The organism is Actinomadura sp. NPDC049382 (genome assembly GCF_040677125.1).
GTDB classification, from domain to species: domain Bacteria; phylum Actinomycetota; class Actinomycetes; order Streptosporangiales; family Streptosporangiaceae; genus Spirillospora; species Spirillospora geliboluensis.
On the sequence record NZ_JBFARO010000009.1, the window covers coordinates 65,463 to 80,471 of the forward strand.

A 15,009-nucleotide genomic window follows, 5' to 3' on the forward strand; every position below is an offset into this window, starting at 1 on the left:
CGGAACGATCGCGGAGCCTCATCACGTGAACGGGTCCCTGGCCGACTACGCCGCACGATACGGGCTGAGGCAGAGCGCTGCGCGCCCCCCGCTGCGCAAGTACATCCAGGATGTGTGGGCTCGCCGCCATTTCATCTGGGCGTTCGCGTCGGCCAAGAACATCTCGATGTACTCCGACTCGCGGCTCGGCCAGGTGTGGCAGCTGCTGACACCGCTGCTGAACGCGGCGGTGTACTACCTGATCTTCGGGCTGCTGCTGAACACCAAGCGCGGGGTCCCGGACTTCATCCCCTTCCTCGTGACCGGCGTGTTCCTGTTCGGGTTCACCCAACGCTCGGTCACGTCCGGGGCCAAGTCCGTCGGCGACAACCTCTCGCTGATCCGGGCGCTGCACTTCCCCCGGGCCACGCTGCCGCTGGCGATCGCGGTCGTCGAGCTCCAGCAGCTGCTGCTCTCGCTCATCGTGCTCTTCGCGATCATCTTCGCGTTCGGCGAGCCCCTCAGCTTCAACATGGCGCTGTTCGTCCCCGTGGTGGCGCTGCAGCTCATGTTCAACGTCGGCATCAGCATGGTCATGGCGCGGCTGGGCGCGTTCAACCGCGACATCACCCAGCTCCTGCCGTTCGTCATGCGGACCTGGCTCTACATGTCCGGCGTCATCTTCAGCCTCCCGTCGCTGATGCAGCCCGGCTCCAAGCTCGCGGAGTACCCCATCCTCGGGGAGCTGCTGAAGGCCAACCCGGCGTACGTGTACGTCGAGCTGAGCCGCCACGTCCTGCTCGGCGAGTACCGCGAGCACGTCTCCAAGGAACTCGGCGTCCAGGAGACGGGCCAGTTGTGGTTGTACGCCGTCATCTGGGCAGTGGTGATGCTGGTCGGCGGATTCACGTACTTCCACCGCGCTGAGGAGCGATACGGCCGTGGCTGACACGAAGGTGCGCATGAACCCGTCCGGAAACCAGGTCACCATCGACCCGTCCCGGGAGCCGATCGTCGTCGTGGACGATCTGCACATCGTCTACCGCGTGTACGGCGCGGGCGGGAAGGGCAACGCCGCCTCCGCGTTCTCGCGGGTCCTGCGCCGGCAGAAGCGCCCCTCGATGACCGAGGTCCACGCGATCAAGGGCCTGTCGTTCGTGGCCTACCGCGGCGAGGCCGTCGGGATCATCGGCACCAACGGCTCCGGCAAGTCGACGCTGCTGAAGGCCATCGCCGGGCTGCTGCCCCCGCACCGCGGCGGCGTCTACACCGACGGCCAGCCGTCCCTGCTCGGCGTGAACGCCGCCCTGATGAAGGACCTCACCGGCGAGCGCAACATCGTGCTCGGCTGCCTCGCGATGGGCATGTCCCCGGCCGACGCCAAGGCCCGCTACCAGGACATCGTCGACTTCGCCGGGCTCAAGGAGGGGTTCATCCAGTACCCGATGCGGACGTACTCGTCCGGCATGGGGGCCCGGCTCCGGTTCGCGATCGCGGCGGCCAAGACCCACGACGTCCTGCTGATCGACGAGGCCCTCGCCACCGGCGACGCCAAGTTCCGGACGAAGAGCAAGCGCCGCATCGACGAGCTGCGCAAGGAGGCCGGCGCGGTCTTCCTCGTCGCGCACCAGCTCGACACGGTCAAGGACATGTGCGACCGGGTCATCTGGATCGACGAGGGCCGCATGCACATGGACGGCGACCCCGAAGAGGTCATCGCCGCCTACGTCGAGGCCACCGGCAAGTAACCCGGGCGCACTCCCGGGGTCGACGTGGCCGCCGAGGCCATTGTGACGCGGAGTTACCGGATCGTCTCTGGATGAAGTCCCCTCGCCGATCTACCGTCGAGGGGAGACCTCCAGCGGCGAGGGAGACTCCCCATGGCCGAACGGTTCGACACCCCCGGGATCAGCAGACGCGGCTTCCTGTCCTCCACGGCGCTCGCGGCGGGCGCGTACGGTGCGCTGGCGGGCTGCGCCAGCGAGTCCTCCGGCCCGCAGGCGAAGAACACCGGGAACGCCCCGAAGGAGGTGTTCACCGCCCCCGCGAAGAAGCTGAGCGGCTCCCTCAGCATCCTGATGTGGAGCCACTTCGTGCCCCGGCACGACAAATGGTTCGACACGTTCGTCTCCGACTGGGGCAAGAAGGTCGGGGTGGACGTCCGGGTCGACCACATCAACACCGTGGACGTCCCCCGCCGGGCCGCGTCCGAGATCCAGGCGGGGCGCGGCCACGACCTCATCCAGCACATCGCGCCGTTCTCGCAGTACGAGCCGTCCGTCCTCGACATGACCGACCTCGTGCAGGAGGCGACCCGGCGCTGGGGGCAGCAGCTGGAGCTGTGCCGCAAGTCGAGCTACAACCCCAACACGAAGAAGTTCTACGCCTACTGCCCCGGCTGGTCGCCCGACCCCGGCGACTACCGCAAGTCGATGTGGCAGAAGGTCGGCATGCCGAACGGCCCGTCGAGCTGGGACGACCTGCTGCGCGGCGCCGCCGAGATCAAGAAGCAGACCGGGGTGCCGTGCGGCATCGGGCTGTCCCCGGAGACCGACTCGAACATGGCGGCGCGGGCGCTGCTGTGGTCGTACGGCGGGTCCGTCCAGGACCAGAACGAGCGGGTCGTGCTGAACTCGGACGCGACCGTCGCCGCCGTGGAGTACATGGCGCGGCTGTTCAAGGAGGCCGAGACCAGCGAGGTCTTCTCGTGGACGCCGGCGTCGAACAACCAGGCGCTCATCGCCGGCAAGTCGTCCTACATCGTGAACTCCATCTCGGCGTGGCGCACCGCGATGGGCACGAACCGGACGATCGGCGACGACATCTTCTTCGTGCCGGCGCTGCGCGGCCCGAAGGCGGCGATGGCGGCGCAGCACGTGATCCAGCAGTGGATCGTGCCGAAGTACGCGGGCAACGCGGACGCGGCGAAGGAGTTCCTGCTGCACTACACGGCGAACTTCCCGTCGGTGTCGTACTACTCGGAGCTGTACGACCTGCCGGGCTGGCCGTCGCTCGTCCCGCAGCTGAACGGCTGGCTCGACGACGACCCGTGGGGCGCGAAACCGGCGAACAAGCTGGGGCTGCTGAAGACGGCGACGTCGTGGAGCGCGAACATCGGCTACCCGGGCCCGTCCAACCCGGCGATCGGCGAGATCTTCAACACCAACGTGCTGCCGACGATGTTCGGCCGCGCCGCCCGCGGCCAGACGTCCCCGCGCCAGGCGGTCGCGGAGGCCGAGCAGCGCGTCAACGCCATCTTCAAGAACTGGCGCGACCGCGGCCTCGTGGGCGGCTGAGGAATGAACACGGTCGAGGTCAAGGGGCTGGTGAAGACCTTCGACGGGCATGTGCGGGCCCGGCGGGGGCGGGCGGAGCACGTGCGGGCGCTGGACGGTGTCGATCTCGCGGCGGAGCCCGGGGAGTACCTGGTGCTGCTGGGGCCGTCCGGGTGCGGGAAGACGACGCTGCTGCGCACCATCGCGGGCCTGGAGCAGCCCACAGAGGGCGAGGTGCTGATCGGCGGGAACGTCGTGAACGGGCTTCCGCCGAGGGTCCGGCAGATCGCGATGGTGTTCCAGTCGTATGCGCTGTACCCGCACAAGACGGTGAGGGACAACATCGTCTTTCCGCTGCGCGCGGAAGGCATGCCCAAGGAGGAGCGCGAGAAGAAGGCGCAATGGGCGGCGGGCCTGCTGGAGATCGAGCCGCTGCTGCGCCGCAAGCCGCGCCAGCTGTCGGGTGGTGAGCGGCAGCGGGTGGCGCTGGCGCGCGCGCTCGTCCGCGACCCGGCGGTCTTCCTGCTGGACGAGCCGCTCTCCAACCTCGACGCGAAGATGCGCGCGATGGCACGGGACGAGCTGAAGCGCTTCCAGCAGCGCGTCGGCACCACCACCATCTACGTCACCCACGACCAGGCGGAGGCGATGGGTCTCGGCGACCGCATCGCGGTGCTGGAGCACGGCCGCGTCCGGCAGGTCGGGACGCCGCAGGAGGTGTACGACGACCCGTCCGACACGTTCGTGGCGACGTTCATCGGGTCGCCGCCGATGAACCTGGTCGAGCGCGGCGACGTGCTGGTGGGGTTCCGTCCCGAGCATCTGCTGCCCGCCGAGAACGTCGTGTCGCCGGAACGGGTGACGATGCCGCTCCGGGTGGAGCGGATGGAGTACCTGTCCGGCGACCGGCACGTGTACGGGACGGTCACGGGCATCGGCGCGGAGACCCGCGTGATCGCCCGGCTCCCCGCGACCGTGGGGACGCCGCTGGATGCCGGGGAGACCCGCGAGTTCGCGGTGCCGGCGGAGCGGCTCCGGTTCTTCGACGCCGCGTCGGGCGCCCGGCGGGCCGCCGTGCCGCTCGGGGACGCGCGGTGACGCGGGCGGAGGCGGCGCCGGCGGCCGAGGCCGCGGCCCCGCGGGCGAAGGCCGGGCTCGCCGACCGGGAGGGCTTCCTCGCCTGGGTGATGCTGCTGCCCTCGGTCGTCTACATCGCCGCGCTGGTCGGCGTCCCGTTCCTGCTGGCGATCGCGTTCGCGTTCTCGGACGTGACGACCGGCGACCCGTCGTTCGACCTCGTCGGGTTCCGCAACTTCGACGCGGTCTTCGCGGACGGCGTGTTCTGGCGGGCGCTGCGCAACACGCTGGTGTTCACGCTGGTGAGCATGGTGTTGATCGTCCTGTTCGGGAAGATCCTCGCGAACATCCTGGTGGCCGACTTCCGCGGTAAGTGGATCGTGCGGTTCCTGGTCCTGCTGCCCTGGACGACGCCCGTCGCGCTGTCGACGATCTCGTGGCTGTGGTTCCTCGACTCGATCTACTCGCCGGTCGACTGGGTGCTCCGGCACCTGGGGCTGATCGACGCGAACGTCGTGTGGCTCGGGCAGCCCGGCACGGCGATGGCGTCGGTGATCGCGGTGCAGACGTGGCGGCTGACCCCGCTGGCCGCCGTGATCGTGATGGCCGGGCTGGTCGCGATCCCCCGCGACATCGACGAGGCCGCGCGGATCGACGGCGCCGGGTTCTGGCGGCGGATGTTCGAGGTGACGATCCCGCTGACGCTCCCGGTGATCGCGGTCGCGGGCCTGTTCGGCGCGATCATGACGTTCACCGACATGACCGTCCCGTACGTGCTGACCCGGGGCGGCCCGACGCACTCGACGGACGTCCTGGCCTCCTGGGCGTACTTCCGCGGCATCGAGGGCGGCGACGTCGGCCAGGGGGCGGCGATCGCGCTGTTCCTGTTCCCGCTGCTGCTGGCCGGCGCGGTCGCCATCCTCCGGGCCGTACGACAGCTGGAGGCCCAATGAGCACGGACGTGGCGGCGCTGCGGCGGAAGTATGCCCGGCGGCATGTGGCGGCGCGGTGCGGGGTGTACGGGGCGGCGGTCCTGGCGGCGCTGGTGTGCGCGCTGCCGTTCCTGTGGAGCGTGATCAGCGCGTTCAAGCAGAATCAGGACCTCTACAACCCGGAGAGCAACCCGTTCTTCTTCAACAAGCCGGCTACGCCCGACCATGTGACGTTCCTGTTCACCGACACGCCGTTCCTGACGTTCGTGGTGAACACGCTGATCGTGGGCGCGGCGGTGGTGGCGGTCACGCTGGTGCTGGCGCTGCCGGCGGCGTACTCGCTGGCGCGGCTGGACCGGCCGTGGGGCACGCCGCTGGGCATCGCGATCTTCATGGTGTACCTGGTGCCGCCGTCGCTGCTGTTCCTGTCGCTGACGCGGGTCGTGGTGGCGCTGCACCTGGAGGACACGCTCTGGTCGATGATCGTGGTGTATCCGACGATCACGGTCCCGGTGTCGGTGTGGCTGCTGATCGGGTTCCTGAAGGCCGTCCCGAAGGACGTCGAGGAGCAGGCCATGGTGGACGGCCACAGCCGCCTCGGCGCGTTCCTGCGGGTCGTCCTGCCGCTGGTGTTCCCGGGGATCGTCGCGGTGGTCGTGTTCAGCTTCACGCTCACCTCCAGCGAGTTCGTGTACGCGCTGGCGTTCGTGTCGGCGAGCCCGGAGATGGTGGTCAGCACCGGCGTGCCGACCCAGCTCGTGCGGGGGGACGTGTTCTTCTGGCAGTCGCTGCAGGCGTCCACGGTGATCACGGCGGTGCCGATCGCGTTCCTGTTCAACCTGTTCCTGGACCGTTTCGTCACCGGGTTCACCATGGGCGCGGTCAAGACGTGACGCCCACTGGTAGAGATGGAGGGACACGAAGATCCTGATGTAGGAGGTCGCCATGGCCAAGCCGCCGCTTCCGCACGAGCACCTGCCCGAGGTCCCGTCCTTCACCGTCGAGAGCGACGACGTCGCCGAGGGCGAGCGGCTCGCGGACGAGCACGTCTTCGACGACTGGGGGTTCAGCGGCGGCAACAGGTCACCGCACCTGCGCTGGTCGGGGTTCCCGGCGGAGACGAAGAGCTTCGCGGTGACCTGCTACGACCCGGACGCGCCGACCGGCAGCGGCTTCTGGCACTGGAGCCTGTTCGACATCCCGGCCGACGTGACCGAGCTGCCGACGGGCGCCGGCACCGCCGACTCCAAGATCGGCGTGCAGGCCCGCAACGACTTCGGCACGAAGGCGTACGGCGGCGCCGCGCCGCCGCCGAACGGGCCGCACCGCTACGTGTTCACCGTGCACGCGCTGGACGTGGAGTCGCTGGGCATCGACTCCGACGCCTCCCCCGCCGTCGTCGGGTTCAACGTCACCGCGCACACGCTGGCCCGCGCCTCGATCGTCCCGGTCTACGAGTCCTGAGGTTCCCGGCCGCCCCCGGCCGGGGGCGGCCTCAGCCGGCGCCCACGAGGACGTCCCCGACGGCCGTGCGCCGGTAGAGGACGGACCGGCCGCTCCGCTCCCGCGTGACCAGCCCGGACTCGCGCAGCACCGCGAGGTGGCCGCCGATGCCGCCGAGGCTCATCCGGAGCCGGGCGCTCAGCCAGGTCGTCGTGGCGGGTTCGGCGAGCAGGCGCAGCAGTTCCGCGCGGGTGCGGCCGACGAGCCGGTCGAGGGCGTCCTCGCCGCGCGGCTCCCGGCTCTCCCAGAGGGCCGCCACTCCCCGCGCCCGGTACATCAGCGTGTACGGCCAGTCCTGTTCGAGGGCCAGGCCCACCTCGGAGAAGACCACCGGCACGAGGGTCAGCCCGGCGCCGCCCAGCCGGTAGGTCACGTCGCCCTGGATGTCGGCCTCGATGACGCCGTCCCGCCAGCGCACCTGGCGTGACAGGCCGTCCAGCGCCGCCGCCCAGCCGTAGGCGGCGAGCCGCCCGGCGCGGTGGACGATGTCGCGTTCCAGGATCGAGCGCAGCACCGCCCAGTCCGGCTCCAGCAGGGTGCGCCACGCGGTCTCCAGGCCGGCGGCGAGCCGCTCGGGCATGTCGGGCGCGTCCAGGACGCCGCGGATCTCGGCGTCCGGCTCCGGCAGGCCCACCAGGTTGCGGGCGATCTCGCGCCGCGCCTGGCCGAGCGGCGTCGCCCGGACGGCCGCCAGCTGCTCGGGGACGGTGAGGTTGGGCCGGGCGGGCGGCGGGACGACGAAGTCCGCCATGTACCCGTGCGGGCGGCGCAGGAAGACCAGCGCCCGCACGGCCGGGTCGCCGGCGATCTCCCGGTACGCGGGCCGGGCCCGCTCCACCCACGGCACGAGCGGCCCGACGGGCATCCGGCCGGCGACCAGGCCGAGCGCGGCGTACACCTCGATCAGCGGGCCGACCCCGAACCGGCTGGCGGCGATGTCCCCCGGCCCCACCACAATGCGGTACATGTTTCGCTCCTCCCCGAAACATTGTCGCGGACCGGGGCCGGGGCCGCAGAGTCGGCGGCATGACCGCTCCGCCCTCCACCGCCGCCGCGCGGTACCGCGACGTCTTCGGCGTCGCCGAGTTCCGGACGCTGTTCTCCCTCCAGACGCTGCAGGTCGCGGGCGACTCCGTCCGGACGATCGCGCTGTCGGTGCAGACGTTCGAGCGCACCGGGTCGTCCGTCGCCGCCGCGCTCGTGTTCGCCGCCGGGATGCTCCCGTACGTGATCGGCGGCGCGCTGCTGCTGTCGCTCGCCGACCGCCTTCCGGCGCGGCGGCTGCTGACCGGCTACCACGTGCTGCGCTTCGTCATCACGGCCGTCCTCGCGCTGGGGGTCCTGCCGCTGCCGGCGGTCATGGCGCTGCTCGTCGCGGTGGGGCTGTTCGCGCCGGTCGGCGCCGCGTCCGTGCAGGCGCGGCTGCCCGCCCTGCTGCCCGGGGACGGCTACGTGCTGGGCCGGTCGCTGTTCACGATGACCAGCGCGGGCGCGCAGATCGCCGGGCAGGCGGCGGGCGGGCTGCTGCTGGCGGCGATCTCCGCGTCCGGGGCGCTGTGGCTGGCGGCGGCGGGCGCGGCGCTGGCCGCGCTGCTCGCCCGCACGCGGCTCCCGGACGCTCCGCCCGCGGCGCGGCCGTCGTCGTCCGGCCTGGCGAGCGAGACATGGCGGACGAACCGGCTGCTGCTGGGCCATCGCGGCACGCGCGGGCTGCTGCTCGCCGCGTGGCTGCCGATCTCCCTCTCGGTCGGCGCGGAGGGAGTCGTCGTGCCCTTCACGGCCGATTCGGGACGCCCGGACGCGGCGGGGCTGCTGCTGTCCGCCGCGGCCGCGGGCATGTTCGCGGGCAACCTCGTGGTGGGGCGCTGGATCCCGCCGGCGACGCGCGAGCGCCTCACCCTCCCGCTGGCGATGCTGACGGGCGCGCCCCTCCTGCTGTTCGCGTTCGACCCGGGCCTGCCGGCGGCGTGCGCGCTGATGGCGGCCGGGACGTTCGGGCTGGGCTACGAGCTGACCGTCCAGCGCCGCCTCGTGGACGCGGTGCCCGAGGAGATCCGTGGTCAGGCGCTGGGGCTGTCCGGCAGCGGGCTCATGACGGGCCAGGCCGCCGGGATCGGCGCGGCGGGCGCGCTGGGCGAGTTCCTGGCGCCCGGCCACGTCATGGCGCTGTGCGGCGCCGCCACCGTCGCCGCCTGCCTGTGCCTGGCCCGTTCGCTGCGCTGAGCCTCCGGGACGGCCACAGCAGCCACGCCTGGAGGAGGCCGGGGCCGGTCGTCGCCGCGAAGAACACGGCGATGTCGAGGGGACCGGGCAGCTCGCCGAGCGGCATGATGAGCGTGATCCCGAGGACCGACAGCGGGCTGGTGACGAAGACGAGCCAGATGCCGATGAAGCCCGGGTCGTCGGAGAAGAGCATGACGCCGAGGACGACCGCGCTGACCGCGAGGACGGCGACGGTGTAGCCGGCGGCCAGCACGAGCCGGATCCGGTCGGCCGGGCCGCGCCCCTCGAAGGAGAGGATGTGGGGGGACATGCGGGCATCGTCGCCGTGCCGCGGCGACCGCCGCATGGGCGTTCGTGCTCAGCCGGGGGCGGCCACGTACTCAGTCCGGCCGTGGCCGGCCCCCGGCTCCTGGCACGGCTCGGCTACTTCTCCCAGGGGAAGCGGTCGGCGAAGGCGGGCTTCAGGTCGTCCAGCCAGACCGCGTCGGGGTCGTAGTGGGCGAAGAAGGGCTTGCCGACCAGGTCGGAGTCGCGGCACTGGATGAAGTGCAGCGCGAACACCTTCTCGCCGAGCAGGTCGAGGACGCCGTCCACGCAGACCTTGCCCGGCGTCGCGGACATGGACGGGCCCCGGACGGTACGGGAGAGGCCGGAGACGTTCCTGTAGGCGTCCCGGAAGATGTCGTAGGCGCGGGCGAGCGGGACGGCGAAGTAGTCCTGCGGCCCGGTGTCGCGCTCGACGAACATGTAGTAGGGGATCAGACCCATGCGGGTCTGCGTCCGCCACATGCTCTCCCAGGTCGCGGCGTCGTCGTTGATCGTCCTGATCAGCGGGGCCTGGGTGCGGATGATCGCGCCGGTGTCGCGGATCCGGCGGCACGCCTCGGCGACCATGAGGGGTTCGAGCTCGCGCGGGTGCGAGAAGTGCGCCATGAACGCGAGGTTCTTGCCCGACTCGACGACCTGCTCGAACAGCCGGAGCATGTCGTCGGCGTCGGGGTCGGTGACGAACTTCTGCGGCCAGTAGGCCAGCGACTTGGTACCGATCCGGATGGATTCGAGCTGCTCCAGGTCGAGCAGCGGCTCGACGTAGCGGCGCAGCACCGGCTCACCCATGATCATGGCGTCGCCGCCGGTGAACAGGACGCTGGTCACCTCGGGGTGGGCGATCAGGTAGTCGCGCAGCGCCGTCGGCTCGTCGCCGGCCATCTTCAGGTCGGCCTCGCCGACGAACTGGGCCCAGCGGAAGCAGTAGGTGCAGTACGCGTGGCAGGTCTGGCCCTGCTTGGGGAAGTACAGCACGGTCTCGTCGTACTTGTGCTGCATCCCGGGGATCTTGCCGTCGCCGAAGCTCGGGATGTTGAGCTCCATCTGGCCGGCCGGGTGCGGGTTCAGCCGCATCCTGACCCGGTGGGCGGCGGCCTCGATCTCGGCCTTCGGGGCCTCGCGGCGCAGCAGGTCCGACAGGTGGGCGACGTCCTCGGCGGGGAGCATGTCCGGGCGCGGGAAGACGAGCCGGTAGATCGGGTCGTCGGGGGCGGCCGTCCAGTCGATGAGCTCCTCGATGACGTAGGCGTTGGTCCGGAAGGGCAGGACCGTCGCCACCGCCCGGGTCGCGAGCCGCTCGTCGGGCGCCAGCCCGGCGCGAGCGGTGAGTTCGTCCAGGTGCTTCGCCGTGAAGGCGCGGAACTTGCGACCGGTGGATCGCACCGCGGGAGCCGCGTCGTTCACCAGTGTCACGTGTTGGTACTCCTTGCTGTCAGCGGGGGAGGCGCGCCCCGGGGCGTCGTCACGGTCTGTGATCAGGAGTGCGCGGGACACCCCCATTCAACCGTTTGGGACGGGTTCATGCCGAATTGATACCCCCTACCGGGCCGGGACAAAGGCTGGTCAAGGACGATCCAGACAAATCGCCTGGACATCATCGTTGACGCTCGGTACCCAGTACAACGACTACGGGACGTCAACTTCTCCGTCATCCGGCGGTGAGATGCGCCGCAACCCGCCCGGCGCACGGACACTGCCAGCGGATACACCGCGACTCGGCACCCCCGGTCCCCGCAAGTCGCGATCTTGGGAAATACTGGGCGGGGCGGGCAGGACCGAAGCGGCGGGACCGGGGCGTGCGGCAGGGCGCGGACGCGGTCACGCGGCGTGAGGGGGGCCGGTGGACGCTGTCGAACGGGACGGGCCGGGCGTCGTCCCGCTGCGGCTGGTCGTCCTCGCGACGATCGCCGGGATCAGCTACGCGACCTTCGTGCTGGAGAACCTCCTCAGCCCCAAGCTCGACTTCTTCAACGGCTACGTCAGCGAGCTGTCGGCCGCCGACCAGCCGTTCCACCTCGTCTACAGCGCGGGCGACTTCGTCACCGGGGTGCTGTCGATCATGGTGGCGATCGGCACGCTGCGCCGGCTCACCCGCAGGCCCCTCGCCACGGCGGGCTGGGCGTTCCTCGGGCTGTTCGGCGTCTGCGCGATCGGCGACGCGTCCTTCCCGCTGGACTGCGCGCCCAGCCTGGAGACCTGGTGCGCGCTGCGGGAGCGCTCCGAGCACGTCTCGTTCTCCCACGAGTTCCACTCGGTGACCAGCAGCGCCGTGATCGTCTGCGGGGTCGCCGCGCTGCTGCTGCTCTCGCTCGCCGCCCGCCGCTACGGCTGGTGGCCGGCGCTCGCCCGCTGGGGCTGGCTGCTCGCCCTCGCCGAGTCGGTGTCGGCGCTCGGCACGCTCGTCGCGATGTACCTGGGGCAGTGGCTCGGGGTCGTCCAGCGCGTCCAGATCGGCATCCTCGTCCTCGGCCTGCTGGTCATCGCCTGGGCGCTGTACGCCGACCGGCGGGACGCGGCGCGCGCCGCGCGGGACGACACCGCCGCCGTGACGGAGGAGGCCCGGCTGTGAGCACGAGCGGAACCCCCCTGCCGGACGGGCGGATCGTCAATGCCGGGCGCGAGCAGGTGCACGTGATCGAGACCGGTCCGCCGGGCGGGCCGCCGCTGCTGCTGACGTCCGGGCTGGGCGGGGCGTGGTTCGACTGGGTGCCGAGCATCGAGCAGCTGCGGGCCGGGCACCGGGTCACGGTGTTCGACCGCCCCGGCCTCGGGCTCAGCCCGGCCGCGGTCGCGCCGCCGTCGCTGCGCCGCGACACGGCGATCCTGGAGGCGCTGGCGGAGCGGGCGGGCGGGCCGGTGACCGTCCTCGCGCACTCGATGGCCGCGTTCCCCGCCGAGGCCCTGGCCCGGCTGCGGCCCCGGCTCGTCCGGGGCCTGGTGCTGCTCGACCCCAGCCACGAGAACGACCCGCGGGTGCGCGTCCGGACGGCCGCCGCGCTGACCCCGCTCGCCACCGCCACCGGCGCGCTCCTCGACGCGACACGGCTGGCGAGGGTCGCCGGGCCGCTCGGGCGGCGGCTGGTCCTCGACCGCACCAGCCGCCGCGACGAGGCCGTCCCGAACCGCGTGGTCCGGTCGGTGTACGGGCGCGGGACGGTGATCGGCACGGTGATCGCGGAGGAGCTCGCCTACCGGGAGATGGCCGCCGACCTGGCCCGGCTGCGGGAGCGGCGCCCGTTCCCGCACATTCCGCTCGTCGTGGTAACCGCGCTCGGCGACGTCGACGACCCGGGCGGGAAGCGCGACTGGGCCGAGGGCCACGAGCGGCTCGCCCGGATGAGCCCGCTCGGCAGCCGGATCGAGTTGCCCGACGCCCTGCACATGGTCCCGCTCGACCGTCCCGACGTGGTCGCCGACGCGGTCGGCCGCACCGGCCGGGTCGAGGAGTCCGCATGAGAAGGGGGCCGGTCCTCGTCCTGGCGGCGCTGCTCGCCCTGACCCTGTCGGGCTGCAAGGTGATGCAGCGCATCTCGGAGGGCGCGTACCGCAACGCGGTCTCCGACGGGGTTGTGGACGAGCTCAAGATTCGCGGCATCGAGCTGCGAGAGCGCCCCTCGTGCGAGTCGCCGGTGCCCGCCACGAGCTCCGTGGTGCGGGTGGCCTGCACGGCCCGCACCACCGCCGGGGAACCGGTCACCGTGGACGGGGTCGCCTACAACGCCGACACCGACCGTCCGCGCGAGACCTACGTGGTCACCGTCGGCGGCCGCGAGGTGCTGCGCAAGGGCTGCCTCGGCCTCGGCTGCGAGCACCCGAACACCTGACCCGGACGGCAACGAATCCGCCTGCGGACCTTCAAAACCAACCACTCGACGCATACGTTCGCGTACTGTCGGTGACGTAACCGTTGTGAAGATAAGTCGCAAGAAGGCCCTGATCCTGGGGTCCGCCGCGCTCATCGTGCTCGCCCTCGCCGGCGGGATCTCGTACCTGGCGCTGTCCGGCGGCAAGGAGCTGAAGTACAAGACGCAGGCCGCGCTGCGCAACGCGCTGCCGGTCACCGCCGCCGCCGAGCTGCACCAGCGCGGCGTGACCCTCGCCGCGCCGCTGAAGTGCGCCGACCTGCCCGGCTGGACGAAGGAGCGGCTGCGCGTCTCGTGCACCGGCACCACGTCCGACAGCAAGCGGGTCGAGGTGCTCGGGAGCGGCGAGAAGAAGACCGCAACGACCTACTACACGATCCTCGTCGGCGGCCGCCCGGTCGTGCAGAACGCGACCTGCCTGGGCGCCGACTGCCACAGCCAGGAGGCCGGCAGCCGCGGCTGACGCCCGGAGGGTGATGATCGCCACTCCGGCCGGGCGCTGCCAAGGCAGGTGAAGGAACGCCATACGATGCGATGAGCTGCGTTGTTGCGGCACACCGCATTTTCCTTCCATCTCCCTGGAGCGGCCATGACCGGCACTGGCGAGCCGTCGCGTGCCGGGTCGCCTCGCCGCGTGCCGCCGCGTCCGCTGCCGGTCGCGGTCGACACGATGGGCGGCGACCACGCCCCCGGGGAGATCATCGCCGGGGCGGTGGACGCCGTCCGCGAGCACGGCGTCCGGCTCGTCCTGGTCGGGCAGGCCCCGCGGATCCGGCGCGAGCTCGACCGGTACGGCTATGTCGGCAAGATCCCGATCGTGCACGCCGACGAGGCGCTCGACATGGGCGAGGGCGCGCTCGCGAGCTGGCGCAAGCCCCGCTCGTCCATCGCGATCGCCTGCCACCTGATCAAGCAGGGGCGGGCGTCGGCCCTGGTCTCGGCGGGCAGCACCGCCGGGGTGGTGGCGACGTCGCGGCTGCGGCTGAAGGGCCAGCAGGGCGTGCTGCGCCCCGCCATCGCGGTGACGCTGCCGACCCGCCCGCGCCCGACGATCCTGCTGGACGCGGGCGCCACCGCCGACGTCAAGGCGGAGACGCTCGTCCAGTTCGCGGCCCTCGGCACCGCGTACGCGCAGATCCTGCTCGGCCCCGACCGCCCCACCGTGGGGCTGCTCAACATCGGCGCCGAGGCGGGCAAGGGCAACAAGCTCGCCAAGCGCGCCCACGAGCTGCTCGCCGGCGGCAGCCACGGCATCGAGTTCGCGGGCAACGTGGAGGGCCACGACCTGCTCGCCGGGCGGGTCGACGTCATCGTCACCGACGGGTTCACCGGCAACATCGCGCTCAAGACGATGGAGGGGACGATCGGCACCGCGTTCACCGAGATCCGCGACGCGATGACCTCCACCCCGGCGGCGCGGATGGGCGCGCTGCTCCAGCGGCGCCGCCTCCAGGACCTCCGCGACCGGCTCGACCCCGACACCTACGGCGGCGGCGTCCTGCTCGGCCTGAACGGCACCGTCGTGATCGCGCACGGCGCCTCGCACGCCCGCGCGATCACCTCGGCGTGCGAGCTGGCGCACCGGCTGGCCGCCGGGCGGATCGTCGAGCGGATCCGGGAGCAGGTCGCCGCGACCCGCACCTCCCGGTTCGGCCGCTGGACGCACGGCGAGCGCGACGCGGGCGACAAACCACCCGAAAAACCCCCGGAAGGGGCGGCGCAGCCCGTCGAGGGGCCGCCCGCGCCCCGGCAGCCGGTCAGCGGTCCCGCCGGCGACACCGTCCCCGACCGCACCGAGCCGCCCGGCGCGCCGTAGCGGAAAACCGGGTC

Annotated in this window: 16 protein-coding genes; 13 read left to right on the plus strand and 3 right to left on the minus strand. The window is 71.9% G+C overall.

Going from position 1 to position 15,009, the window contains the following annotated elements:
* Positions 1–25 precede the first annotated feature (25 nt).
* The 7 genes from AB0K34_RS08720 (at position 26) to AB0K34_RS08750 (ending at position 6,727) form a co-directional block, all read left to right on the plus strand.
* Entirely contained in the window at positions 26–928 is a 903-nt protein-coding gene (locus AB0K34_RS08720) for an ABC transporter permease (RefSeq protein WP_301176560.1), read from the plus strand.
* 13 nt (positions 929–941) lie between these two features.
* The gene (locus AB0K34_RS08725) at positions 942–1,727 is read left to right on the plus strand and encodes an ABC transporter ATP-binding protein (RefSeq protein ID WP_138636506.1); all 786 of its coding nucleotides are present in this window, start codon (positions 942–944) and stop codon (positions 1,725–1,727) included.
* A gap of 132 nt (positions 1,728–1,859) precedes the next feature.
* Positions 1,860–3,275, plus strand: coding sequence for an extracellular solute-binding protein (locus tag AB0K34_RS08730; RefSeq protein WP_301176559.1), 1,416 nt, complete (start codon positions 1,860–1,862; stop codon positions 3,273–3,275).
* 3 nt (positions 3,276–3,278) lie between these two features.
* A complete protein-coding gene (locus tag AB0K34_RS08735) occupies positions 3,279–4,352 on the plus strand; it encodes an ABC transporter ATP-binding protein (protein ID WP_301176558.1) in 1,074 nt (357 codons plus the stop codon).
* Entirely contained in the window at positions 4,349–5,284 is a 936-nt protein-coding gene (locus tag AB0K34_RS08740; RefSeq protein WP_301176557.1) for a sugar ABC transporter permease, read from the plus strand. Before AB0K34_RS08735 ends, AB0K34_RS08740 begins: the two co-directional genes overlap by 4 nt.
* Entirely contained in the window at positions 5,281–6,156 is an 876-nt protein-coding gene (locus AB0K34_RS08745; protein ID WP_301176556.1) for a carbohydrate ABC transporter permease, read from the plus strand. Before AB0K34_RS08740 ends, AB0K34_RS08745 begins: the two co-directional genes overlap by 4 nt.
* A gap of 52 nt (positions 6,157–6,208) precedes the next feature.
* The gene (locus AB0K34_RS08750; RefSeq protein WP_301176555.1) at positions 6,209–6,727 is read left to right on the plus strand and encodes a YbhB/YbcL family Raf kinase inhibitor-like protein; all 519 of its coding nucleotides are present in this window, start codon (positions 6,209–6,211) and stop codon (positions 6,725–6,727) included.
* A 31-nt stretch (positions 6,728–6,758) separates the two neighbouring features.
* Here AB0K34_RS08750 and AB0K34_RS08755 read toward each other — a convergent pair whose 3' ends face one another.
* Positions 6,759–7,733, minus strand: a complete 975-nt coding sequence (locus AB0K34_RS08755; protein ID WP_364546712.1) for a winged helix-turn-helix domain-containing protein — start codon at positions 7,731–7,733, stop codon at positions 6,759–6,761.
* 59 nt (positions 7,734–7,792) lie between these two features.
* Between AB0K34_RS08755 and AB0K34_RS08760 the strand changes: the two genes are divergently transcribed.
* The gene (locus tag AB0K34_RS08760; RefSeq protein WP_364546715.1) at positions 7,793–8,989 is read left to right on the plus strand and encodes an MFS transporter; all 1,197 of its coding nucleotides are present in this window, start codon (positions 7,793–7,795) and stop codon (positions 8,987–8,989) included.
* Here AB0K34_RS08760 and AB0K34_RS08765 read toward each other — a convergent pair.
* Entirely contained in the window at positions 8,925–9,299 is a 375-nt protein-coding gene (locus AB0K34_RS08765; protein ID WP_301176552.1) for a hypothetical protein, read from the minus strand. The two genes, AB0K34_RS08760 and AB0K34_RS08765, sit on opposite strands and share 65 nt — an antisense overlap.
* A gap of 113 nt (positions 9,300–9,412) precedes the next feature.
* Entirely contained in the window at positions 9,413–10,729 is a 1,317-nt protein-coding gene (locus tag AB0K34_RS08770) for a lysine 2,3-aminomutase (protein WP_301176551.1), read from the minus strand.
* Positions 10,730–11,156: 427 nt separating this feature from the next.
* Here AB0K34_RS08770 and AB0K34_RS08775 point away from each other — a divergent pair, with 427 nt between their 5' ends.
* The 5 genes from AB0K34_RS08775 (at position 11,157) to plsX (ending at position 14,995) form a co-directional block, all read left to right on the plus strand.
* Positions 11,157–11,885 carry a DUF998 domain-containing protein gene (locus AB0K34_RS08775; RefSeq protein WP_301176550.1) on the plus strand — a complete coding sequence of 243 codons (729 nt, stop codon included), beginning with the start codon at positions 11,157–11,159 and terminating at the stop codon, positions 11,883–11,885.
* On the plus strand, positions 11,882–12,772 hold the full coding sequence (locus AB0K34_RS08780) for an alpha/beta hydrolase (RefSeq protein WP_364546720.1): 891 nt from the start codon (positions 11,882–11,884) through the stop codon (positions 12,770–12,772). The genes AB0K34_RS08775 and AB0K34_RS08780 overlap by 4 nt, the downstream gene beginning before the upstream one ends.
* A complete protein-coding gene (locus AB0K34_RS08785) occupies positions 12,769–13,140 on the plus strand; it encodes a hypothetical protein (RefSeq protein WP_138636498.1) in 372 nt (123 codons plus the stop codon). The genes AB0K34_RS08780 and AB0K34_RS08785 overlap by 4 nt, the downstream gene beginning before the upstream one ends.
* An 85-nt stretch (positions 13,141–13,225) precedes the next feature.
* Entirely contained in the window at positions 13,226–13,642 is a 417-nt protein-coding gene (locus AB0K34_RS08790; RefSeq protein WP_138636499.1) for a hypothetical protein, read from the plus strand.
* A gap of 126 nt (positions 13,643–13,768) precedes the next feature.
* A complete protein-coding gene (plsX, locus tag AB0K34_RS08795) occupies positions 13,769–14,995 on the plus strand; it encodes a phosphate acyltransferase PlsX (RefSeq protein WP_364546723.1) in 1,227 nt (408 codons plus the stop codon).
* Positions 14,996–15,009: the final 14 nt, after the last annotated feature.